The sequence below is a fragment of the Shewanella sp. YQ_9 genome (genome assembly GCF_043103185.1).
GTDB classification, from domain to species: domain Bacteria; phylum Pseudomonadota; class Gammaproteobacteria; order Enterobacterales; family Shewanellaceae; genus Shewanella; species Shewanella algae.
On the sequence record NZ_JBICJO010000020.1, the window covers coordinates 1 to 23,104 of the forward strand.

Annotated in this window: 24 protein-coding genes and 1 pseudogene; 6 read left to right on the forward strand and 19 right to left on the reverse strand. The window is 53.8% G+C overall.

The window, feature by feature from the left end; genetic code table 11:
- The coding region (locus ACF8D4_RS05545; RefSeq protein WP_392464742.1) for a hypothetical protein at positions 1-184 on the reverse strand (184 nt) is incomplete at its 3' end.
- Positions 185-382: 198 nt separating this feature from the next.
- On the opposite strand from ACF8D4_RS05545, the gene ACF8D4_RS05550 reads away from it, so the two are divergent.
- Entirely contained in the window at positions 383-832 is a 450-nt protein-coding gene (locus ACF8D4_RS05550) for an RNA-binding protein (RefSeq protein ID WP_025010662.1), read from the forward strand.
- A 5-nt stretch (positions 833-837) separates the two neighbouring features.
- Here ACF8D4_RS05550 and murI read toward each other — a convergent pair whose 3' ends face one another.
- The gene (murI, locus tag ACF8D4_RS05555; RefSeq protein ID WP_096142453.1) at positions 838-1,641 is read right to left on the reverse strand and encodes a glutamate racemase; all 804 of its coding nucleotides are present in this window, start codon (positions 1,639-1,641) and stop codon (positions 838-840) included.
- Between the two features lie 165 nt (positions 1,642-1,806).
- On the opposite strand from murI, the gene trmA reads away from it, so the two are divergent.
- Positions 1,807-2,910, forward strand: coding sequence for a tRNA (uridine(54)-C5)-methyltransferase TrmA (gene trmA / locus ACF8D4_RS05560; protein ID WP_392468512.1), 1,104 nt, complete (start codon positions 1,807-1,809; stop codon positions 2,908-2,910).
- A gap of 229 nt (positions 2,911-3,139) precedes the next feature.
- Positions 3,140-3,478 (forward strand): annotated as a pseudogene (locus ACF8D4_RS05565) (transposase); the annotation flags it as partial.
- Here ACF8D4_RS05565 and fabR read toward each other — a convergent pair.
- Positions 3,418-4,032 carry an HTH-type transcriptional repressor FabR gene (gene fabR / locus ACF8D4_RS05570; RefSeq protein ID WP_025010659.1) on the reverse strand — a complete coding sequence of 205 codons (615 nt, stop codon included), beginning with the start codon at positions 4,030-4,032 and terminating at the stop codon, positions 3,418-3,420. The pseudogene ACF8D4_RS05565 and the gene fabR overlap by 61 nt on opposite strands.
- A gap of 143 nt (positions 4,033-4,175) precedes the next feature.
- On the opposite strand from fabR, the gene ACF8D4_RS05575 reads away from it, so the two are divergent.
- From ACF8D4_RS05575 to mnmH, 3 genes are all read left to right on the forward strand, one after another.
- Positions 4,176-5,282, forward strand: coding sequence for a fatty acid desaturase (locus ACF8D4_RS05575; protein WP_392464744.1), 1,107 nt, complete (start codon positions 4,176-4,178; stop codon positions 5,280-5,282).
- A 132-nt stretch (positions 5,283-5,414) separates the two neighbouring features.
- Positions 5,415-6,458 (forward strand): selenide, water dikinase SelD, encoded by a 1,044-nt coding sequence (gene selD / locus ACF8D4_RS05580; protein WP_045283933.1) that lies wholly within the window; start codon positions 5,415-5,417, stop codon positions 6,456-6,458.
- The gene (gene mnmH, locus ACF8D4_RS05585) at positions 6,455-7,570 is read left to right on the forward strand and encodes a tRNA 2-selenouridine(34) synthase MnmH (protein WP_071238917.1); all 1,116 of its coding nucleotides are present in this window, start codon (positions 6,455-6,457) and stop codon (positions 7,568-7,570) included. The genes selD and mnmH overlap by 4 nt, the downstream gene beginning before the upstream one ends.
- Positions 7,571-7,659: 89 nt before the next feature.
- Here mnmH and ACF8D4_RS05590 read toward each other — a convergent pair whose 3' ends face one another.
- The 16 genes from ACF8D4_RS05590 to gspD all read right to left on the reverse strand — a co-directional run bounded on the left by ACF8D4_RS05590 (position 7,660) and on the right by gspD (position 23,085).
- A complete protein-coding gene (locus ACF8D4_RS05590) occupies positions 7,660-9,531 on the reverse strand; it encodes an MFS transporter (protein WP_392464747.1) in 1,872 nt (623 codons plus the stop codon).
- The gene (locus tag ACF8D4_RS05595) at positions 9,522-10,136 is read right to left on the reverse strand and encodes a TetR/AcrR family transcriptional regulator (RefSeq protein WP_028780596.1); all 615 of its coding nucleotides are present in this window, start codon (positions 10,134-10,136) and stop codon (positions 9,522-9,524) included. Before ACF8D4_RS05595 ends, ACF8D4_RS05590 begins: the two co-directional genes overlap by 10 nt.
- A gap of 314 nt (positions 10,137-10,450) precedes the next feature.
- Positions 10,451-10,888, reverse strand: coding sequence for a GNAT family N-acetyltransferase (locus ACF8D4_RS05600; protein ID WP_117200098.1), 438 nt, complete (start codon positions 10,886-10,888; stop codon positions 10,451-10,453).
- A 4-nt stretch (positions 10,889-10,892) separates the two neighbouring features.
- Entirely contained in the window at positions 10,893-11,705 is an 813-nt protein-coding gene (gene cysQ, locus ACF8D4_RS05605) for a 3'(2'),5'-bisphosphate nucleotidase CysQ (RefSeq protein WP_025010653.1), read from the reverse strand.
- Positions 11,706-11,766: 61 nt separating this feature from the next.
- Positions 11,767-12,330 carry an ADP compounds hydrolase NudE gene (gene nudE / locus ACF8D4_RS05610; RefSeq protein WP_025010652.1) on the reverse strand — a complete coding sequence of 188 codons (564 nt, stop codon included), beginning with the start codon at positions 12,328-12,330 and terminating at the stop codon, positions 11,767-11,769.
- 215 nt (positions 12,331-12,545) lie between these two features.
- The gene (locus ACF8D4_RS05615; RefSeq protein WP_221060473.1) at positions 12,546-13,307 is read right to left on the reverse strand and encodes a type II secretion system protein N; all 762 of its coding nucleotides are present in this window, start codon (positions 13,305-13,307) and stop codon (positions 12,546-12,548) included.
- Positions 13,308-13,316: 9 nt separating this feature from the next.
- Positions 13,317-13,796, reverse strand: a complete 480-nt coding sequence (locus tag ACF8D4_RS05620; protein WP_025010651.1) for a type II secretion system protein M — start codon at positions 13,794-13,796, stop codon at positions 13,317-13,319.
- A complete protein-coding gene (gene gspL / locus ACF8D4_RS05625) occupies positions 13,797-14,987 on the reverse strand; it encodes a type II secretion system protein GspL (protein WP_071238912.1) in 1,191 nt (396 codons plus the stop codon).
- Positions 14,988-15,035: 48 nt separating this feature from the next.
- Complete coding sequence (gspK, locus tag ACF8D4_RS05630) at positions 15,036-16,028, reverse strand: type II secretion system minor pseudopilin GspK (RefSeq protein WP_071238911.1); 993 nt, start codon at positions 16,026-16,028, stop codon at positions 15,036-15,038.
- Positions 16,028-16,765: a type II secretion system minor pseudopilin GspJ gene (gspJ, locus tag ACF8D4_RS05635; protein WP_025889490.1), complete on the reverse strand. Its 738-nt coding sequence runs from the start codon at positions 16,763-16,765 to the stop codon at positions 16,028-16,030. The genes gspK and gspJ overlap by 1 nt, the downstream gene beginning before the upstream one ends.
- Entirely contained in the window at positions 16,746-17,129 is a 384-nt protein-coding gene (gene gspI, locus ACF8D4_RS05640; RefSeq protein WP_037467875.1) for a type II secretion system minor pseudopilin GspI, read from the reverse strand. Before gspI ends, gspJ begins: the two co-directional genes overlap by 20 nt.
- The gene (gene gspH, locus ACF8D4_RS05645) at positions 17,116-17,691 is read right to left on the reverse strand and encodes a type II secretion system minor pseudopilin GspH (RefSeq protein ID WP_025010648.1); all 576 of its coding nucleotides are present in this window, start codon (positions 17,689-17,691) and stop codon (positions 17,116-17,118) included. Before gspH ends, gspI begins: the two co-directional genes overlap by 14 nt.
- Position 17,692: 1 nt before the next feature.
- Positions 17,693-18,127 (reverse strand): type II secretion system major pseudopilin GspG, encoded by a 435-nt coding sequence (gene gspG, locus ACF8D4_RS05650; RefSeq protein WP_025010647.1) that lies wholly within the window; start codon positions 18,125-18,127, stop codon positions 17,693-17,695.
- Positions 18,128-18,176: 49 nt separating this feature from the next.
- A complete protein-coding gene (gspF, locus tag ACF8D4_RS05655; protein ID WP_025010646.1) occupies positions 18,177-19,400 on the reverse strand; it encodes a type II secretion system inner membrane protein GspF in 1,224 nt (407 codons plus the stop codon).
- A gap of 3 nt (positions 19,401-19,403) precedes the next feature.
- Complete coding sequence (gene gspE, locus ACF8D4_RS05660) at positions 19,404-20,969, reverse strand: type II secretion system ATPase GspE (RefSeq protein ID WP_044733376.1); 1,566 nt, start codon at positions 20,967-20,969, stop codon at positions 19,404-19,406.
- The gene (gene gspD / locus ACF8D4_RS05665) at positions 20,962-23,085 is read right to left on the reverse strand and encodes a type II secretion system secretin GspD (RefSeq protein WP_025010645.1); all 2,124 of its coding nucleotides are present in this window, start codon (positions 23,083-23,085) and stop codon (positions 20,962-20,964) included. Before gspD ends, gspE begins: the two co-directional genes overlap by 8 nt.
- Between the last annotated feature and the right edge of the window lie 19 nt (positions 23,086-23,104).

Here is a 23,104-nt window from a genome sequence, read left to right on the forward strand (position 1 = left end):
AGCCCATCGGGTCAGGGCTGCGTATTCTACGCTTTCCCTTAAGTTCGTCAAGAAGTTTTTTATCACCATTTTGACGCCAACCTTGGATTATCTGGGAGTTAACTTCCATCGTCCCGGTCAGTGGATGCGCATTATAGGGAGGCCAGCCGATAGCGCAAGTGCTTTTTGACAGCTTCGGCGCCAAGCGTCCACCTTTTAACCGTAGCGGCTATTTACTGGTCTTTTCCCATTAAAAACTTGCTTTAAAGGCCCTGCTTATGTTGAAAAATGAGAGCAAAGGTCATTTTTTCGGCATCAGTCTGGTTTAAAGGTAAATAATTCATTACCATAGTTGCCGCTGTTAACAGTAATTTATCAATTCTTCTTCACAGAGAACATTTTTATGCAAAAGTCATTTTTGATTGTGCTGGGCATCGCCATTCTGGGCGCGCTTGCGATATACCAGCTCATGCCTCAACTGCCTGCATTTTTGGCCTTCCCTGTTGGCGCACTCCTTGCCGCTGCAGTTTATGCCTTCACATCCAGCCCAAGTCAGGTTCAAGCTAAAACACAAGAAGCTTACAATGGCCCAACCATGACTCTCTATGTAGGTAATCTGCCTTATAGAGCTCACGATACTGAAGTTAAGTCATTGTTTGAGGAATATGGCCCGGTGAATTCGGTTCGCTTGGTCAGAGATCGCAAGACCGGCAGACGTAAAGGATTTGGTTTTGTGGAAATGTCAGAGTCCGGCGCTCAAAAAGCGATGACCAAATTGAATGACTTCATCTTTCAGGAGCGCACCCTGAAAGTTCGTGAAGCCAAATCACAAGATTCAGATAAGCAGGAATAATAGTTCTATGTCATCACGCTGGTCGAGGCCTTGGCCGTTTGAGTAAAACCATACTCGGCCAGCGTTGATTTCAATCCTTCGGTAATTTTCTCACTGGTGTAAAAGGCCCACTCACTATCTGCTTGTTGTGAGGCAGTCGGCTCCTGCTGATATTGCAGCAGACTCTTTACCCGTTTCGCTATCGCCTCGCCGGAGTCCAATAGTTCAACATCATCACCCAGTATTTGTTGTAGCTCAGGCTTCAGCATAGGGAAGTGCGTACAACCAAGCACAAGCACATCCAGTTCACTGTAGATAACAGGTTGCAGTAACTTCTTTATTGCTGCGACATCTATAGCCAGCCCAGCAGCCTTGGCCTCCGCAAGCAGCACCAGTTCAGAACAGCCAAAGAGCTCTACCTGGCAATCACAGGCAAAGTGGTTGATCAACTCTTTGGTGTAAGCCCTTTTGACCGTGCCAGGTGTGGCCAACAAACCTATATGTTTGCGTTTGGAGATGGCTGCCGCCGGTTTAATAGCCGGGACAACACCTACAACCGGGATTGTCAGCTGAGCTCTCAACTCGGGAAGTACCAAGGTACTGGCTGTATTACAGGCAATGACCACTATCGCGGCATCTATCTGCTTGGCCATGGTCACAACTAAATCCACGCATCCGCTTATCAACTCGGCTTCCGCCAACTCACCATAAGGCAAGCGCGCGTTATCAAACAGATAGCAATACTGTCTCTGTGGTAATAGCTTGCGGATCTCCCCAAGCACAGACAAGCCACCTATGCCTGAGTCAAAAACCAGTATGGGTCGCGACAAATTGAGCCTCTAAGCGATATACAAAGGATGTCGCGGCTGGAAGCCACAACGGCGGATGAAACGCTATTTTTTCATAGCTTGGACAAAAGCACAAAGGTGCGAAACTGGACATCAGCGCCACGTAGTATAATATTTGCGCCCCGTTTGAAGCCAAGAGTGAATATTATGAATTTAGAAGCAATGGACCCAAGTCAATATGATGCGCAGCTGGAACAAAAGCGCCTCAAACTGGAACAGGCCTTTGCCCGCTTCACTCCACCGGCACTCGAAGTGTTTCCCTCAGCGCAGCAACACTACCGCATGAGAGCAGAATTTCGGGTTTGGCATGACGGGGAAGATCTCTACTACTATATGTTTGACCAACAGCAAAAAGCCAAGGTTCGTTGCGATCAGTTTCTGCCCGCCAGCGCTTTAATCAATCAGATGATGCCGGCACTGATGGCCGAGCTGCGCCCCAACAGCATACTGAGACACAAGCTGTTTCAAGTAGACTTCCTCTCTACTCTGTCTGGCGAGATTTTGGTGTCACTGCTGTATCACAAGCAGTTGGATGATAACTGGCTCAATGAAGCCAAGGCGTTGAAACAGAGACTCGAGAAAGCGTTCAAGGTCGACATCATAGGTCGAGCCCGCAAGCAAAAGTTTGTGTTGGACAGAGATTTCGTCATCGAACGTCTGCAAGTCAACCAGCAGGAATACATCTATAAACAAGTGGAAAACAGCTTCACCCAGCCCAATGCCCAAGTGGCAACCAAGATGTTGGAGTGGGCGATAGACTGTACCCGTCACAGTAGTCGCGATCTGCTTGAGCTTTATTGTGGCAACGGTAACTTCTCTATCGCCCTAGCACAAAACTTCAACAAGGTGCTGGCAACCGAGTTAGCTAAACCCTCGGTCGATTCCGCTCAATACAATATTGAGCAAAATGGCACTGAGAACCTGCAGATCATTCGTATGTCGGCGGAGGAGTTTACCCAGGCCATGACGGGGGAGCGTAGCTTCAGGCGTCTGGAAGGAATTGACCTCAAGAGTTACGACTGCAACACCATCTTCGTTGATCCACCGCGAGCCGGCTTGGATCCCGATACAGTCAATCTGGTGCAGGGCTATGAGTCCATTCTCTATATTTCCTGCAACCCGCAAACCCTGGCCGACAATCTCGAACAGTTGAGTCAAACTCACGAGATCAAACGCTTTGCCCTGTTTGATCAGTTCCCTTATACCGACCACATGGAAGCGGGCGTATTGCTTTCCAGGAAAAGCCTATAGATTAGGATGAGACTGGTGTAGCAAGCCCAATAAGACACTAACCGATAGGAAAAAAGACTCCAGAACCTGCAAAGCTACTAGCAAAACGGCTTTGCTGGCTCTACATAAGCGTCACCTTCCAGTTCTCCTCTCCTTTTTAACTGCAGTTAAATAGGGGAGGACTACCAAAGCAACTCAAAGAGATGTGGGACAGCACAGATGAAGCTGACGCCTAGCTCAATGGAACCTCTGGAGGCAACAAGTCAGAAAGAGCGGTATCAGGCCGTTACTCCAATTTGGCCAGTGTCTTAAAAACCATCTTCATGGCATAGTTGCTTCTGCGGTTCATCCGTTACACACCTGCCAACTGGAAGGTATGAACAACAAATCAAACTACGGAAGCGAATGGGCTATGGCTACCGGGATACCGAATACTCCTTTCTGGAAGTCAGAGTGGCATTCCCCAGAGATCCGCGATGAACCAAACAAAAGGGCCCCGAAAGGCCCTTTTGTTTTGGCAAATGTTTATCAGCGGCTATCACGCTTTTGCTGCAACGCTTCTGCGCCCGTTGCCACCATTCGCAGCTGAGTCACCAGTCGGTCGGCCAGAATCTTGCGATCGGCACGTTTCATATCCAGGGCGGCGGCGCCGGCATTGAACACCAGAGTCACCAATGCCTCGGCCTGTGCCCTGGCCAACTCAGGGCTGCGGCCGGCTGTGTCCTCGGTGTAGTGCGCCAGTTCCGAGATAAAGTGTTCAATCTCCCGCGCCACGGCGGCACGAAAGGCGGCCGAGGTGCCTGAGCGCTCATGCAGCAGGATCCTGAATACGTTGGGATTGGATTCCAGTACTTCCATAAAGGTGTCGACCGAGATACGGATAACACTGCCGCCGGCTTCGGCGCGCTGACGTCCCTTACGCATCATCTGTCTCAGCGTCAGGCCACCTTCATCGACCATGGTCAGCCCCAGTTCATTCATATCCTTGAAATGACGGTAGAAAGAAGTTGGCGCTATATTGGCTTCCCTGGCCACTTCCCTAAGACTCAGGCTGGAAAAACTGCGCTCGGCACTCAGTTGATTGAATGCTGCATCCACCAAGGCGCGGCGGGTTTTCTCTTTCTGCTGTGCTCTGATACCCATCTTTATTCCATTCACTGGATCTGTTGCGCAAATAATACAGGCTTTACTCAATAATCACATCCTCGGCTGGTGTCACTGTGATTGTGCTCCAATAGCAACTTAGCGTACACTTGTTAGCTTAAAGCGTTTTGGAAGTCATCATAATGAAAAAACCTCCCCTCATCTGGACCAACCTGATCCTCTTCCTGCTGACGTTTGCCGGTGCCTGTATTCTGGTGCCTTGGCGAGGCATCAGCCATGGCTTTGAGCTCAGCGAGTGGTTCACCTTCGTACTGTTGGCCTTCGCCAGTGGTTTGTCTATCACCGCCGGTTACCATAGGTTGTGGTCACATAAGGCTTATAAGGCTCACCCGGCCGTGCGTTTCCTGTTTGCCTTGGGCGGTGCGCTGGCGTTGCAGAACAGTGCCTTGCATTGGGCTTCGGATCACCGTATCCATCACAAGCATGTGGATGACAATGACAAGGATCCCTACTCAGCGAACATGGGTTTCTGGTACAGCCATATTGGTTGGATGCTCAGGGAATATCAGGCACAACGTTATCACGACTATAACAACGTCAGAGACCTGCAAAACGATGCCATAGTCATGTGGCAGCATAAGCATTATCTGCTGCTGGCGCTATTGATGAATGTGGGCCTCCCCGCTCTGCTTGGTTGGTTGAACGGCGATATCCTGTCGATGTTGCTGCTGGCTGGGCTGCTCCGCTTGGTGGTAGTGCATCACTGCACCTTTTTTATAAACTCGTTGGCGCATATCTGGGGTAAGCAACCCTATACAGACCGTAACACCGCCCGAGACAACGGTGTGCTGGCACTGTTTACTTATGGTGAGGGTTACCATAACTTCCACCATATCTTTGAAAACGATTACCGCAATGGTATCCACTGGTGGCATTACGACCCCACCAAGTGGTTGATCCGTTTCCTGTCCTGGTTTGGCCTGACCAAAGAGCTGCGCAAGAGCCCTCAGGAGCGCATCGAAGCCGCCAAACTGCAGATGCAACTCAAGCGCGCCCAGAATAAGGTGGCCCATCTGCCCAATTGCGAGGAAATCCTGGAAAAGCTGCAGGCAGAATACGAGGAATTGAAGAGCCACTTGCTGGCCTACTTTGAAGCCAAGAAGGCGCTGCTTGAGGCCCGCAAGCAGCAGTTGGCGGATAAGCATCTGCTGTCTCAGGTGGCGGAAATGCGTTTACGTTTTCGCGCCCAACGAAAACAATGGCGCCAACTGCGAGCCAGCATAGCCTAAAACCTTGTCGTAGCCTCCCAAGGCCTGGCGATCGGCTTAACAGAATTTACCTGAGTTGTGAAACGGTCGGCTTGTACTGCGGCCGTTTCTGTTTATGATCAGGGGTTATTTCAATCACTCAGGGACCCGGCTATGTCAGATCAGTCAGTAAAACTCACGGAATACAGCCACGGCGCAGGTTGCGGTTGCAAGATTTCTCCCAAAGTCCTCAGCACCATTTTGGCGTCTCAACTGCCGGACTTTAAAGATCCCCGCCTGTTGGTCGGCAACCAGAGCCGGGATGATGCGGCCGTGTATCAGTTGGATGATCACACGGGCATTATCAGCACCACAGACTTCTTTATGCCGATAGTCGATGACCCTTTCACTTTCGGCCGTATCGCTGCCACCAATGCCATCAGCGATATCTATGCCATGGGCGGCAAGCCTATTATGGCAATTGCCATTCTCGGCTGGCCGGTGAACAAGCTGTCACCCGAGATTGCCCAGCAGGTAGTGGATGGCGGACGCCAAGCCTGCATGGATGCCGGGATCATGCTGGCCGGAGGCCATAGCATAGACGCGCCTGAGCCTATTTTCGGCCTGGCAGTCACCGGCACAGTGGCGCTGGAGCACCTCAAGCAGAACGATACCGCCAAGGCGGGTGACAAGCTCTATCTCACCAAACCTCTGGGAATTGGCATACTGACCACGGCACAAAAGCAGAAGAAGCTGGCGCCACAGGACGTCAATATCGCCCCCGAAGCTATGTGCCAACTCAATAAGATAGGTGCCGAAGTCGCCAAGATAAGCGCGGTTCACGCCATGACAGATGTGACAGGCTTTGGTCTGGCAGGCCACCTGCTGGAAATGTGTCAGGGTTCCAACCTCAAGGCCAGCATAGATACTGCCAAACTGCCGTTGCTGGAAAAAGCCTCCGAGTATCTGGCTATGGGCTGTATCCCGGGCGGCACCCACAGAAACTTTGACAGCTACGGTGAGCACCTCCCCGAGGTTTCCGAGCAACAAAAAGCCTTACTGTGCGATCCGCAAACCAGCGGCGGCTTACTTATCGCCGTCGGCGCCGAGGGTGAGGCAGAACTGCAGCAACTGCTGACCGGTCAAGGGCTGGAGCTACACTGCATAGGTGCGCTCGACTGCCGCGACGATAGTCAGCAGTGGGTGGAGCTTATATGAGTCGACAGATAATCGCGCCTGCAGAGTACCGGGAGATCTTCCTATCCGATCGTCCCCTGGTCGATCTGCGGGCGCCGGTTGAGTTTGCCAAGGGTGCCTTTCCTGCCAGCACCAACCTGCCATTGATGAACGACAGCGAAAGGCAGAAGGTGGGCACCTGTTATAAAGAGCATGGACAGGCTGCCGCCATAGAGCTCGGCCATTCGCTGGTCAAAGGCAAGATCAAGGCCGCACGTATTCAAGCCTGGCTGGATTTCTTCAGCGCCCACCCTGATGCCAACCTCTACTGTTTTCGGGGTGGTCTGAGATCTCAGCTGACCCAGCAATGGATCCGCGAGGCCGGTCTTGAAGTGCCCTATATTCAGGGCGGCTACAAGGCGATGCGCCAATACCTTATCGATACCATAGATAACACCCCGCAGCAGCAACAGCTGTTGATCCTCAGCGGTATTACCGGCTCAGGCAAGACAGAGTTTATTCTCAGTCGCAGCGAGTCAGTGGATCTGGAGGGCACTGCCAATCACAGAGGGTCGAGCTTTGGCAAGAATGTCACGCCGCAGCCCAGTCAGATCAATTTTGAAAACAGCTTGGCTCGGGAACTGTTGAGGCATCAAGAGAGGCAAGAGTCCTGCCTGCTGCTGGAAGATGAAAGCTTCCTGATTGGCCGCCGCGCCATACCCAAAGTCTTCTTCAGTGCCATGCAACAGGCCCAGGTATTGGTGCTGGAAGAGCCATTGGAGGCCAGACTCCCTCGCCTTCTGGATGAGTATGTGCACAAGATGCAGCGAGGTTTTGAACAGCATTATGGCACCGAAGAAGGCATGGCGGTGTTCGGCGCCTATCTGCGTCAGAGTGTCGAGGGCATACGTAAGCGCCTTGGGCACCAGCAAACTGATCAACTGTTGCAGTTGGTCGACTCAAGCTTGCAGACCCAGCTGCAGCGCAACACTACAGAGCAACATCTGGAGTGGATCTCACTGCTGCTGGAGAAGTATTACGACCCCATGTATCAGTACCAGCTGGAGAAAAAGGCCGAGCGGATCATCTTCCGCGGTGACCGCCAGGCCATTCATCAGTGGCTGGATGAGAGGCGGTCAAACCGCTCCGAATGAATTCAAAAGCAAGAGAGATTCAATCCGAAGAGCCCGGCAACTGCCGGGCTCTGTCCGTTATCTCCTACCTTCCTCAACAGCAATACCGCTCAGCTGTCGGGTTTGGCCAGCAGATCGGCTACCCGCTGCTGCAGTGAGTGACGGCTCTCCTCCGTGCCGGGTACCTGAGATGCGATATTGACCTTAAGCCTTGACCAGAAACGTCTTGGTCGGGTCGTCAGGGCATGTCCATCTTTGTGGCTAAAGAAAGATCCCCACAAACCTTTGAGCGCCATAGGCACCACAGGCACAGGATCCTTTGCCAGTATCTGTTCGATACCGGGCCGAAACTCATGCAACTCACCATCGGGAGACAACCTGCCCTCAGGGAAAATACACACCAACTCTTCATTGGCCAGCGCCTGGTGGATACGCTCGAAGGCCCGGGTATAGGTATCAATGCACTTTTTCGGTGAGCAGATAGGGATCACCCCGGCATGGCGGAACAGATACTTGAGCAAGGGCATTTCACTTATGCTCTTGTCCATCACAAAGCGCACCGGACGAGTGGATGCTCCCAGCAGCACCAAGGCATCGACGTAGCTGACATGGTTACACACCAGCACGGCGGCCCCCTGCTTGGGAATGTTTTCCCGGCCTTCAACCTTGAGACGATACAACAAATGGCTCAGCAGGTAACTGATAAACCTCAGCGTAAACTCAGGCACCTGGCTATAGACATACAACGCCACCACGGCGTTGAATACCGCCAACAGAGTAAATAACTGAGGAATCGATAGGCCGACCAGCTCCAGCAATATTATCGACAATATCGCCGAGCACACCATAAACAGGGCATTGACTATATTATTGGCGGCTATGGCCTGGGCACATTCACCGGGGGCCGAGCGCGACTGAATAAAGGCATACAGAGGCACAATAAACAGGCCGCCACTGACCCCTACCATAAACAGTGCGAACATCAGCCTGAAGTGTTCACTGCGGCCGACAAACTCGGCTATGTCGTAGAGATATCCCGCCGGCAGTTGGCTGTAGTCAGGAATGGCCCACAGCAGATCCAGGCCAAAGAAGGTTAACCCTGCTACCCCGAAAGGCAGCAACCCCAGCTCTACATGGCCAAAGGAGAAGCGTTCGCAGACAAAAGAGCCGACCGCAATACCTATGGAAAACAGCGCCAACAGCAGCGACACCACAGTGGCGTCCGAGTGCAGCGAGCCTCTGGCAAAATTGGGGAACTGGGTCAGGTAGGTGGCACCCAAAAACCAGAACCAGCTGATCGCCAGAATCGCCATCCAGATTGACGGCGTTTGCCGTACCCGCTTGATACTGGCCAAAGTACCGGACAAGGGGGCAAAGCGTACCTTGTCTATCGGCGACGGCGCCGGCAGTGATGGAATCGCCCGGCTGGAGAGGAAACCGGCCAAGGCCAGCATACATACAGTTATCGCCGCCCACATCAGGCCGTTGTCACTGGTTACCAGCAGCCCGGCACTCAGGGTACCTATCAAAATAGACAGGAAGGTGCCCATTTCCACCCAGGCATTACCGGTTACCAACTCATCCTCTCTAAGCGCCTGCGGCAGCAGCGAGTATTTTACCGGACCAAAGTAGGCCGATTGGGTGCCGGTAAGAAACAACAGCAGCAACATCAACAGATAGCTTTGCGCCATAATCGCCGCGGCGGCGCAGGACATGATGATAAGCTCCAGCAGCTTTAACCTGCGGATCATCAGCGCCTTGTCCATATTGTCTGCCACCATGCCCGCATGGGCGGAAAACAGAAAGAAAGGCAGGATGAAGATCCCCGCCGCCAGATTAACAAACAGATCGACACTCATCGGCAGGTTATCGACCTGGCTGTAGGTCACCAGCAACAGCAACACATTCTTGTAGATGTTGTCGTTGAGCGCCCCCAAACATTGAGTGGCAAAATAGGGTAAAAATCGTTTGCTCAGGAACATGCTCCCTCCTCCTGTTGCATTGCCGTCCACCACAAGTGCACCTGAAATGTCAGTAACTGCAACCAAGAAGCCTGACTGAAAAGCTTATCGTCCAGCGCCAGGCCGGTCAGCCCATGGATACTGCTCCAGAAGCTGCGACTGGCGAGTGCCAGCTTGGATGAGGACAAGTTTGGCAACAAGTCACCGAGTTGCTGCTCGAGTAAGCCTATCAGCTCGGCAATCAACTGTTGTTGCGATTCGGGCAGAGGTTCTTCCGGCCCCAGATGTAAGGCAAACACCAAGCGAAATGCCTGTGGTTGGATATGGGCAAACTCAGCATAGGCCTTACCTAACGCCAACAGCTGCTGCTCACCGGATGTGAATGTTTGTTGGCACACCAACTGCATTTGCTCAAGCAGACGCCCCAAGACCCTGGCGGATACACTCAAGAGCAGATAGTTATAGCTACCAAAGAGGTTGATTAGGGTACTGGGGGCATAGCCCACTTGGGAGGCGATCCGCCTAAGACTCAGGCTGGTATATTCCTCCTGCGTCAACAACTGTTCAACGGCATCCAGTGCCATGAGGCGGATCTCTTGATGACTGTGTTCCTTGCGTCTTGCCATAGTGTCCATTCCTGAGAAGAGATGGCAGCAGACTAACAGCCTTCAAAATAAAAAACAATGTTCACAATATGATATTTTTTAGACACCCGTGCTGAATACCATTAATTAACCTTGGAAAATATCTTCAAAAAAAGCTAACAAAAATCGGGCGATCAGCCTCTGGAGCATAAGAGCCCCAAGCGTATCAGGGCTCCGGCACAAAGGCGCACTGTGCAAAACAGATTCAAAGGTTCGGGAATATGGCTCTATATTGAATCGAAGGGCGTTTTCAACCACGGCCCAGGCGCGTTCACTCAAACCACAAGTGCCAGCGCCTATTGACCCTGCCAGCGCAGCAGTAACCTGTGCTCACCGACGCCGAAATAGTCGGCTTCCAGCCCCAGGTTTTCAAACCCCATGCGGCTGTAGAGATGGCGGGCGGGATTATCCGGCGCTACCGTCAGTAGCAGTTCATCGACACCATGGCGGCAGTCTTCCAGGCACGTACTGAGCAAGCTTTTGCCTATCCCTCGGCCCTGTTGTGCAGGAGACACGGCCAGTGACAGCAACCAGTGTCGCCCCGGCTGTTCAGCGCTCACCCGCAGCAGATAACCGGCCAGTTTCCCGTCGATAAAGGCCCCCAGAAAACTTGTGGGCCAGGCATCCAGTGCTTGACGGAAGAAGAAGTCCGGGTAGCAGTGCTCACCGAAGGTTGCCAACTCCAAGGCCAATACGGCATCCAGATCGGCTCTGGATATTGGTCTTATCTGCATCCGATTAATCTCCGGCCAGTATCTTGTCCCACTCGAGGTTAGGGGAGCCGACCACGATAAAGTTGGGGTTTTCCAGCGATTCGCGCTCGTTGTAGGTCAAGGGCTGCAGCTCGGTATCCATCAACTGGCCACCGGCTTCTTCTATGATAATCTGCGCCGCGCCTGTGTCCCATTCACCCGTGGGGCCCACCCGCACATAGCAATCTGCCCTGCCCTCTGCGACCAGGCAGCTCTTGAGTGCCGCACCGCCGAGCACCACGAGTTCACAATGCTTGGGTTGGTTGAACAGCTTGAGCACAGACTGAGGGTCCTGACGCCGACTGACCGCCAGGCGCAACGAATTGTCCTGCTCTTTCGGCAACTGCTTACTGTGAATTCTCAGCTCTGCCTGGAGGGTACGTTTGTAAGCGCCAAGACCTGCTATGGCGTAGTAACATACTTCAGTCATGGGCACATAAACCACACCCATAATGGGGCGGTTATGCTCAACCAGGGCAATGATGACCGAGAAGTCGCCGCTGCCGGCGATGAACTCTCCGGTACCATCCAAGGGATCTACCAGCCAGTAGCGGCGCCACTGGCTACGCTCAGAGAGGGGAATATCGGCGGCTTCCTCGGACAAAACCGGGATCTCCGGGGTCAGCGCCTTTAAGCTGCTGCAGATAATCTCATGGGCCGCGATGTCGGCCGAAGTGACAGGGGTGTTGTCTTCCTTGGTTTCCTTGCTGAAACTGCCTTGTTGGTAGATCTGGCGAATTTTCTGTCCCGCTTCCGTTGCAATGACAATAACGTGATCTATCAACTCTTCTGGCTTCATAACTACTCCAAACGCCTTCCATCGGATAAGCAAAAGTCAGTGGCCGGGTGTGGCCAATTTTTTAGGGTGACTCAGTCAGTTTCAGCTGTTTCATCGCCAAAAACAAGGCGCTGACGCTGCGTCCTTCTGAAAAATCATTCATATCCAGCAGTTCTTGCCAACGCTCCAGGGGCCAGGGAACCAGTTCTATCGGTTCAGGCTCATCGCCTTCCAGGCGACTCTCGTAGAGATCTTCGGCCAGGAAAATCTGCATCTTACTGGCGAAATACCCGGGAGCCAGGCTTAACTCTTTCAGTTTAGTCAGTTTGCGGGCGCCATAGCCTATCTCTTCCTGCAACTCACGGTTGGCGGCTTCGGCGGCTGTCTCTCCCGGGTCGATCAGTCCCTTGGGGAATCCCAGCTCATAGTTATGGGTACCCGCGGCATACTCGCTGCCCAGCAGTAACCATTCACCATTGAGAACCGGCACCACCATCACGGCGCCGCGGCTGGCGCCTTTCATCCGTTCGTAGTGGCGTTCCTCTTGATTGGAGAAACGCAGATGTACCTGTTCTATTTGAAACAGACGACTGCGGGCAACAACTTCGGTGTGCAATATTTCCGGCTTCTTCTGCCGCTCTGTCATAGAGGCCTCTGACGCTGACAAACTGAAAATGTGACTCAGGCTACAATGTTATACCAATTCACACGAAATAACAGAGCCGCGGAGTTTGTCTGGGCGGTGGGAATTTTCAGATTAGTTGACTTGGATGCAAGCGCTGGCGGGTTACCGCAGTGGTTTTAAACGGGAAAGCTCAACTGAACAAACGGCAGCCGAGAGAACCCCGGCTGCCAGCCTCTTTAAAGGCCCGGGATCTTGCCGTTGTAATTGATAGGGAAATATCCCTGGGCATCTCGCTTGCCCAGAAATGGCAAAGCTTTTTTCAGATCTTCAGACTGAGCCTGAGTCTCACGAATGCGGGCCTTGACCTCAAGTTGTTCATTGGCTTTGAGCAGCAAGGTGCCGGCCACGCCTATGGCGTTTTTCTCTTCATCGGTCGCCAGTTGCACCTGACCGGCAACACACTGCAGGCTGAGTTCTATGTCTCCCAAAGGATACTGGCCAAACTGATTCCTGATGCCGACCCGGTTGAGAAAGACTTTGCCACTGAGCGCCTCACACCAAGGCTGCCCCTGCACCAAAGTGTCCAGCAACACTGAGATATCACCGCTTACCTGAGTGCGAAATGGCAGACGACTGCCGGCCATTAAAAACTCGACCGGAGCTTCAAAACGCAGCTTCTCGGCGCTGATACCGCCGGCAGCTAAGGTGACTTGGCCCTTGGCATTGACGGCACTGGCGCGGCTGCCCAGTTGGAAGTCCAGTTTGGCTCTGCCGGTCAGCAGCGCCCAGGGGCTGAGCTCCCAACTCAGTTGCTCCAACTGACGTTGCTGCAACTTAATCACATCAATACTGCCACTCCAGATGGTGCCGCTGACACCGCCAAGCTGCAAATTGGCCGGCAGGGGGGCCAGCGAAACCGCCAAGCGTGCAGGGAAGAGTGCCAGCATAAACGCCAGGTAGATCAGCACACAGAGTATTATTTTACTAATCAGTTTCAAGACAACACCTTACGACTGAGATAACTGGATTCGTCTGACTTTCACCATGCCAGGGCTATCACCTTCGGCCAGATCCAGGCTATCCAGCGACAAGCCCTGTTTCTGTACCAGATCACCAAGATAGGAGATCAGGCTATCGAAGGGCACTTCATCCATCCAGATCTGGATCTGTTTTCCCTGCGGTGCCATGCGGGTGATCTCCAGGTCATAGCTGGCGGCGCTCTGGGTCACCACTGTGCTGAGACTCCCCTTGAGAGCCGGTCTATTACCGCTCTGTTTAATACCGGCAATCTTATTGGCCGTCTGTTTCACAAAGCTGAGCATCTGGGTCTGAGCATTGAGGCTATTCTGCGCCTTCTGCTCGGCATTGCTTATCGGTGTCCAGATCCCCCAGTAAAGGATACCAACAGCCACTATCACCGCCATGGCAGCGACCAGCTGTTGCTCCCTCTGTGCCAGTGATTCCCACCAGTTACGCAAATTTTCCATTTATTTGCTCCTTAGGGTCAGGGTACTGGTGACCGCATTTTCAGTACTGTTCATCGCCCCGCCCTCGAGACGGAATTTACGCCCGGCCAGCTCTTTAAACTGCTCTATCTGGGCATAGCTCTTGGCCGTCACCTGCATACGAATTTCACTGCGTCCGGCATCAAACCTCAGGCTGTTGGGCTTGAGATCCGGCACTTGTTTGAAAGCACCTTCGAGCCCATCCAGCATGGCAAAGAACTCACCACCCGAACCACTGCCCTGCAGGGTTCTGAGTTGAGATTCCAGCTGCGAGCGCAAGTTAACTATCCGCGAACTGCCGGGAACCACCTGACGATAAATACTTTCGCTCTGGGCCCTCAGTTCATCGGCCTCTGTCTGCATCTGATGGATATTGAGTCCCTTGTTGACCAAACCGAGCAGCAGCGCGACAGCGGCGACGATAGCCACCCGCTTCCATAACAGCAGGTGCTTGCTGTATTCACGCTTGGGAACATAGGGGCCGGACAGCAGATTGATAGGCGACTTGTGTAGCCCCTTGGCCAACACCAGCATGGGCATTTCCAGTGGCATCTGCCGACACTCAAGCTCTGGCCATTGAAATTCGGTATAGCAGGCCAGACTCGGCGCCGTTTGCTGCTCTTCGAGCAACCCGGGCAGCAAGGGCTGCAGCCAGTCTTTGGGCATACTCATACCCATGCCTTCGCCGGTACGCAACAACAGCTGATCTTCATAGGCCATCAGGGCCCAGTCACAGTATTCCCGTTCCAGTGCCAGACAATCCGGCACCATTTTACGCACCTTGAGCCCGGCCTCATCCAACCAGGAGAGCCAGTTTTGCATCTGCTCATGAGCAACCACAGCCACACTCAGGCTCTCGCCATCGCGGGGACCAACCACAAAGTGCAGTTCATCAACATTTTGGGCCAGGGTGTCTTCAAGCAGGAAAGGCAATGCCTTTAGAGCCTGGCGTTGCCCCTTCTCCGGCAGATTAACCGAAGTGAGCTGAAGGGCACTGGCCGGCACCAGTACGTCGACCGGGCGATTACCGGCTCGCTGCGCCAGAGTCTCCAGTGACCGCGCATCAGCCAGCTCTCCCGAGGCAATAATCTCCTGTTCCTGCTCAGACCATACGACCCAGGCGCAGGGCGAGCCCAGGTTTTTGCCTAAACGGATAAATAAGCGTTCACTCACTATTGTTCTCCACAATCCCTGGCCTTGGTGGCTTAGGGGCTTGTCCTGTTATTCTTGTCCGCCATATTGCCGGGTCAACACTTCGAGCTGATTACCACCCACTATGTGCAGCATGCTCTCCAATCGGAACAGGGCATCATCCACCCTGGCCTTGGCCTCCAGTTTGAAAAACTTACTGTCGACCACGAAACTGGACTTGAGCTGATCATTCTTACTGGCAATAGTGGTCAGCGATCCCAGCGCCCAGAAATCTTCTATCTTGTCGAAGCCCCCCGCAGGGCGCTGGTTAATAATACTTTCGGCCTCGCCTACCGAGATTTGATTTTCCAGCATTCCCGCCAGCAGTGCTGCCTGCTCGACCTTGATGGTGTTGACGTTCAGCAACTGTCGGTCATTTCCCGGTATGGCGCAAACATAGGGCCTTAAAATGCGATAAGTCTCTTGGTTAAAGCCAAAAACGGCCCGTAACTCACTGCTGTGACTCATTAAGGTATTGGCCGCCCGATAAGGGACCACCCTTGCTTCATACTCGGCATCTTCGGCACCGAAGGGCGAGGCTATCGAGTCCTCGTCCAGATAATCTTTCAAGGTATGGGTCAGACGCTCGGCGCCGAACTCATCCATCCCCAAGGATTCCAACAATCCCTTGAACTGTCTGACGGCCAGCGGCATCTTTTGCGGCTGACCATCTGCCGCCTCTTTGCTGCTGACACTCAAGGCATTGAGGTTAAAGCAGCTGCGAAGGTCGGAAATGGTGCCACCAATCTCGCCGTTCTCCGCCGGAAAAACCACATCCGCCATGGCCCAGTATTGCTGCAGATGCACCCGACCTTCCGAGTCATCCAAATCCTGCTTCAATACCTTACGCGCCAATTCTTCGGCCGAAATAGCGTACCAGTAAGCCTGGTCATACTGCGCCAGATTCAAGGTTCTGCGCACCGACAACTGGTTGCGCCCGGTAATACTGGTAGCCAGCACGGCCACAATCGCCACTATCAGCAATACCACTATCAGGGCGACGCCTCTTTGCTTGCCTCCCATCAGAACTCCTCCTTGCCTTGGCCTGAGTTATTGCCGTCCTGGCCGTCGGAGTCCTGCTTGTCGTCGTTCTGATTGCCGTTGTTGTCACCCTTGTTGGTGTCGCCACCATTGTCGTCCTGTTTGTCGGCCGCAGGTGCCCCAACAGGCAACAGGAATTTGCGGGTGATAATACCTCTGTCCTCTGTCTCTATCTCTATGGCGATCGCCTTGGGCAACTTGCTGGCCTCAACCTTGCGTTGCCACTTATCCTCGACAAAAAACGCGTATTTGACTGATAACACCTTATCCATCAATACGGTTTTAATCGGTTCGGCACCAAACTCCGGCTCGGGGTAAGGGTAGTACCAACGCTCGAGCCGCCCCTCCTGCACTACATAGGCCACAGACTGCAGACTGCCTCTTGGCAGCAAGCCACCCGGATTGAGCCACCCCAGGCGAAAAAACACCAGCGCCTCGGACTCAGAGTCCAGAATATCTGTCCCGGTCTGAAACACTGTGCTGCCGCGGCCGCCTTCCAACAGCCTGGGAGTACGGGCAACCATCTGCCCCAGATCCCGCTCCAACACCCCAAAGCCCTGCTGCAGGTACTTGAGCTGTTTTGAAAAGTCGCGGGTGACCTCGTCATTTTTCAGCACAGTTTGCAATACGGCGTTAGCCGCCAGGCCCAGCATGGCGAAGATCGCTATGGCGATCAGCATCTCCAGCAGGGTAAAACCGCTATTCCTGCTTGAGTACATATGAATTCACCTGAGCGATGATCCGCCCGAATCTGTCATCATCACTGACACTGATACGGATCATCCGAAAATTATCATCTGTGGTCTTGACCACTTCTTTGCGCCAATACCAGGTTTGGCCGGCCAGTTCGCTGCGACCATCTTTACGCCCAAGGGCCGGAAAACCCTTTTCCAACCTGGCATCTACCATCTGGTTATCTGCTACCCACTGCGCCAGGGTGCGTTCTTCCAGTATCGGCATATTGGCAATCTGATCGCCTATGCTTTTGGTAATTGCCACGGCCGCAATGGCAAACACAGCCAAGGCGACGATGACTTCCAGCAGCGTCATCCCCTTTTGCCGGGCAGGTTTATTCAAAATCATCGAACCTCCCCAGTTTGAGGCGACCCAGGCTATCACCGCTGACCAGTACCTCTACGGTTTCGCCTTGGCTATCGCGGGCGATAAAGCTCAGCTCGAAAGCGGTCATTTCGCCACTTGGCAACAGCATGATCTGCGGCTCGGGAAACTTCTTTTTGTCCGCGTCCGATTCCTCAATAAAGGGCTCGTCGAACCAGGAGTCCTGCTCTTCATCTTCCTGCACCAAAGGCAGGCCTTCGAGCTCGACCGACAACGAGATGCCTTCCGGCAACTGCTTTTCGGCCAGCAGTCGGTCCTGTTCCAGCGGTTGCCATTTGTTCTCTTTAAACAGCACGAAGTGGTACTTGTCCTTGTCCACCACTATGCCGATAAACTGACCACTGAGCACAGTTTCATCCAGCACTGTCTCGGTGGCCGCCATAAACCTCTGCGCCTCACGAGTTAACTGCTGCTTGGGGCCACTATTACCCATGGTCATGGTCACAGCCGTAGCTGCCAGCCCCATCAGCAGCACCACCAACATCACTTCCAGCAGGGTAAAACCCCGTGAGTGCCTGATTTGCATTTTATTGGAAGTCTTGCAGATTCCAGTTGCCTATGTCGTCTTCTGTGCCGGGTTGGCCGTCAGGGCCTGAGCTGAAGACGTCGATCTTGCCGTGTTCACCCGGGCTCATCAGCAGGTAAGGGTTGCCCCAGGGATCCATAGGCAAGCGCTTAACGTAACCACCGTCACGATAGTTGCGTGGCTCAGGAGAAATATTGGGCTTCTCGACCAGAGCTTCCAGCCCCTGTTCGGTTGTGGGGTACACGCTGTTGTCCAGCTTGTACATATCCAGCTGGTTTTCCAGCGCGACTATGTCAGACACCGCCTTTTGCTGGTCGGCCTTGTCCTTGTTACCCATCAGATTGGGCACCACCATGGAGGCCAGGATCCCCAGGATCACTATCACCACCATCACTTCCAGCAGGGTAAAACCTTTCTGTCTGTTGTTGCTTTGCATTAACTTACTTCCTCCTAAAAAACCTCAAATGGCTGCGGTGAAATGAGACTCAGCCACTAATCATATTGTTGAGCGCCAATATCGGTTGCAAAATCGCCAGAACAATAAACAACACTATCCCGGCCATACTCACCACCAACAGGGGTTCAAACACCCCCAAGGCGATATTGACGTTGGACTCGAACTCCCTGTCCTGGTTATCTGCGGCGCGCTCGAGCATCTGCTCCAGCTCACCACTCTTCTCGCCCGAGGCTATCATATACAACATCATGGGCGGGAACAGCTTGGTATTAGTCAGTGCCGCCCCCAGACTGGTTCCCTCACGCACTCTGGCCGTGGCCTCTTCCACCGCCTGACGCACCCGCACATTCAGCAAGACCTCACTGGCAATCCGCATGCCATCAAGCAGCGGCACTGAGCTGGCACTGAGGATACTCAAGGTTCGGGCAAAGCGTGAAGTATTCAGCCCCTTGCTGACCTTGCCCACCACAGGCAAACGCAGCAACAGCTTGTGATACTTGAGTTTGAAGGCGGGCTTGGTGAGCATCTTCTGAAACAGCAGTGCCAGCAATACTATGGCGCCCAGGACGAACAAGCCGTAATGCTGAACAAAGTCAGAGGCGGCGATCAAAAACTGAGTGGTACCGGGTAACTCCTGGCCCATGTGTTCAAATTGGCCAACCACCTTGGGCACCACGGCCGCCAGCAGCACGGCGATAACACCGATAGCCACTGTGGTCAGCACTATGGGATAGATCATCGCCTGGGTCAGCTTGGTCTTGAGTTGCTGGCGCCGCTCCGTGTAGTCCGCCAGGCGATTGAGTACGATTTCCAGATGGCCGGACTTTTCGCCCGAGGCCACCATGGCGCGGTAGAGATCATCAAATACATGGGGAAACTCAGCCATGGAGTCGGCCAGCGAGTAGCCTTCCACCACCCGCGAGCGCACCGCCATCACCATGGAGGCGAGACGGTCTTTTTCGCACTGTTGGCCCACGGCCTTGAGGGCCTCTTCCACCGGCAAACCGGCAGCGACCAGGGTCGCTATCTGGCGGGTGATCAGTGCCAGTTCGGCCACGGAGATCTTCTTGCGCCGGTTCAACCAACTGCCACTACTGGCCTTGGCTTCCTTTTCGGTAACCGGAGCGATATCCAACGGCATCAGCTTCTGTTCACGCAGCTGACTGCGGGCCTGTCTGGCGGTATCGGCTTCGATAACCCCTTTGACCTGCTTACCGGCTTGATTGAGCGCCTTGTACTCGAATGCCGCCATGAATTACTCCTCGCGGGTCACGCGCAGCACTTCTTCCAGGGTAGTGATCCCCGCCAGCACCTTGACCATGCCGTCATGGCGAATGCTGGGGCTGTGCTGACGAATATATTTTTCAATCGCCAGTTCGCCACGGCCGCCGTGAATGAGTTCGCGGACGTTGTCGTCCACCAGCAGTAGTTCATGGATCCCGGTACGGCCACGATAGCCGTTATGGCCACAGCTCTTGCAACCCTTGGCGCGATAGATCACCGCTTCCTCATCGCCTATGCCCAGGAGTTCACGTTCGCGGGCATCCGGGGCGTGGGCTTCCTTACATTCGTTGCATAGAGTCCGCACCAGGCGCTGGGCCAGCACCCCCAGCAGACTGGAAGACACCAGGAAAGGCTCAACGCCCATGTCCTGCAAACGGGTAATGGCACCAGAAGCCGTGTTGGTGTGCAAGGTAGAGATCACCAGGTGGCCTGTGAGTGAGGCCTGCACCGCAATCTGGGCTGTTTCCAGATCACGGATTTCCCCTATCATCACCACATCAGGATCCTGACGCAGAATGGCCCGCAAGCCGCGGGCGAAAGTCATGTCCACCTTGGTGTTGACCTGGGTTTGGCCTATGCCTTCCAGTTCGTACTCTATCGGGTCTTCAACTGTGAGTATGTTGATGTCGTTGTGATTGATTTCGGTTAGACCGGCATAGAGGGTAGTACTCTTGCCCGAACCCGTAGGGCCGGTAACCAGAATAATGCCGTGGGGTTTACGGATCAGCTCATCAAACTGGCGGCGGATGCTGTCTTTCATCCCCAGCTGTGCCAAATCCAGATTACCGGCGTTCTTGTCCAACAGACGCAGCACGACCCGCTCGCCGTGGCTCGATGGCATGGTCGATACCCGCACATCCACGGCGCGACCACCGATACGCAGCGAGATCCGGCCGTCCTGCGGCACCCGCTTCTCGGCGATATCCAAACGGGCCATTACCTTGATCCGCGATACCAGGAGTGAGGAAAGCTTACGGTTCGGCTTGAGCACTTCCTTGAGCACACCATCGACCCGGAAACGCACCACAAGCTGCTTCTCGTAGGTTTCAATATGAATATCCGAAGCCTCTTCTTTGATGGCTTCAGACAATAAGGCGTTGATCAGCTTGATGATAGGTGCATCATCTTCCCCTTCCAGCAGATCTTCGGTCTGCGGCATCTCTTCTGCCAGGGTAAAGAGATCCATCTCATTGCCTATGTCTTCCATCAGCTGCTGCGCCTCGGAAGAGTTACTCTGATAGGCCTGGGTCAGGTAGCGCTCAAACTCATTGGCTTCCAGCTTGTGCAGCGGTAACTCCTGACCGGCATAACGACGCACCTCAAACAGCACAGACAAAGGTGTTGCCTGGGTGTAATACAGAGTCAGCCGTTCCTCCGGGTCTTTGCTGAGCACCAGGTTGTATCTGTGGGCAAAGGCAAACGGCAGCCGCTCACGGCTGTTTGAATGAAACAGCTCGTCACTCTCGGCCTCGGCGACCAGCGCCAGCTCACTGGAAACCTGAGCCAGCTCTTCTGTTGGCGGCTGGACTTCACTCATCGGCTTCGCCCTGTTTGTTCTCATCCAATGTCTTCAGGGTGGAGTCCGTCTTGCGCATCTTGGTATCCAGCCCCTTACCTTGCTTATAGCGCTCGAGGATCTCATTGACCTCGGGTGGCAGATACTCTTCCTGGCTCCATTCTTCCAACATAGGCACATTGGTGTTTGGCATCAGGTTAATGCCGCGCTTCTGTTGCTCCAGCTGCAAGGCACGGAAGTAGTTATACTTACGGCCGGCAATGCCTTCCATGGTGACACCGTCACGGATAATGGTCGGCTTGATAAACACCATCAGGTTCTTTTTCTTCTTGCCGCTGCTGGACGATTTGAACAAGTGTCCCAGAATTGGAATATCACCCAGGAAAGGCACTTTCTGTACGCTCTCCTGCACCTCTTCATTGATCAGTCCACCCAGCACCACGATTTGGCCCGAGTCGGCCATCACAGTAGTGGTCAGACGACGGGTGGCAAAGGTCACGTCCACATTGGTCTTGCCGTTGATACCGGACACTTCCTGCTCAATGGTGAGCTTGACCGCGTTGCCTTCGTTGATCTGTGGCACCACCTTGAGCTTGACCCCGACTTCCTTACGTTCAACGGTTTGGAACGGGTTACTGTTGCCATTGGTCGAGTTTTGCGCACCTGTGAGGATAGGCACTTCGTCACCAACAATGAAGGAGGCTTCCTGGTTATCCAGGGTGGTAATAGAAGGCGTCGCCAACACGTTGGAGTTGGTATCGCTGGACACAGCCTGCACCAGGGCGCCAAAGTCGCCCATGGTCACGCCCCAGGCCATACCGTTCACCTTACCGAGCGCCTGAGCCAACAGGGTGATATCACCCTTGGTGTCAGGGTTTTGGGTACAGGTCAGGTTGTCACCCGAACCGGTACAGGTCTGGGAAGCCTTCTGATCCTGCGCCGCCCAGATACCCGCGCCAATTTCACCTATGGTGGGGCCAAGGTTATTGAACTGAGTACCGCCACCTGCCTCGGTGGCCCACTGAATGCCGAAGCCCACGTCATCCCCTTCAGCTACCTCGACTATGATGGCTTCCACCAGCACCTGGGCTCGGCGGATATCCAACTGGTTGATCACACTCTCCAGGGTGCGCATCTGATCCGGCTCGGCGCTGATCACCAAAGCATTGGTGTCTTCATGGGCCATGATATTGATTTCGTTGCGGCGTTTGCCACCGGCGCTGCCGGGGGCTGGTGCGGCACCGTCTTTACCTTCCAGTTTTTGGGCAAAGCCGGTCAGGACTTCCACCAGGTCTTCGGCCTTGGCATAACGTAGATAACGCACCTTGGTGTTACCCGTGCTGGCCTGCTCGGCGTCGAGACGATGAATAAGCTCCACCACCCGCTGACGGCTGCGTTCATCGCCACTGACCACCACGGCGTTGATACGCTCGTCGGCCACCACTTTGGGCGCCTGGCCCGGCAGTTGTGCCTGGTTGGCACTAGCGCGATAGAGGGTATCTATAATACGTACCATTTCACCGGCAGAGGCGTATTCCAAAGGCACCACCTGCACTTCGGTGTCACCCTGTTTGTCCACCCGGCGTACAATCTCCACCAGCTTGTTGACCACATTGGCGCGGCCGGTGATCATCAAAACGTTGGAAGGATCATAGTTGACCACGTTGCCGCCACCGGCGTTGTCATTGAGCTGACGCAGCAAAGGCGCCAACTGTTTGGCTTCTGTGTTGTACAGCGCCACAATGCGGGTCACCATCTCATCGCCAAGTCCCGGGGTATTGTCATCGGCAACCCGAATGGAAGAGGTCTTGGCGTCTTTGTCTTTAATTACCTTGATGACATTGTTTTCCAGCTCGACCACGGCATAACCGTAGACCTGCAACACGTTGAGGAAGAACTGGTAATATTGCTCATCGTTGAGCATGTCATAGCTGCGGACATTGATTTTGCCGCGAATAGTAGGATCGACAATGATGGTCTTATTGAGGTTCTTACCAACTATGTTGATAAACTCCTGAATATCAGTGCCTTTAAAGTTCGCCGCATATTGCTCAGACCAAGCGCTTTGTTGGGTCAGCAAGGCCGCTGTGGCTACCAGACCAGCGATAAGCTTGGTTCGAATCCGTTTGTTGTTCATTATTGTACTTTCCCCTAAA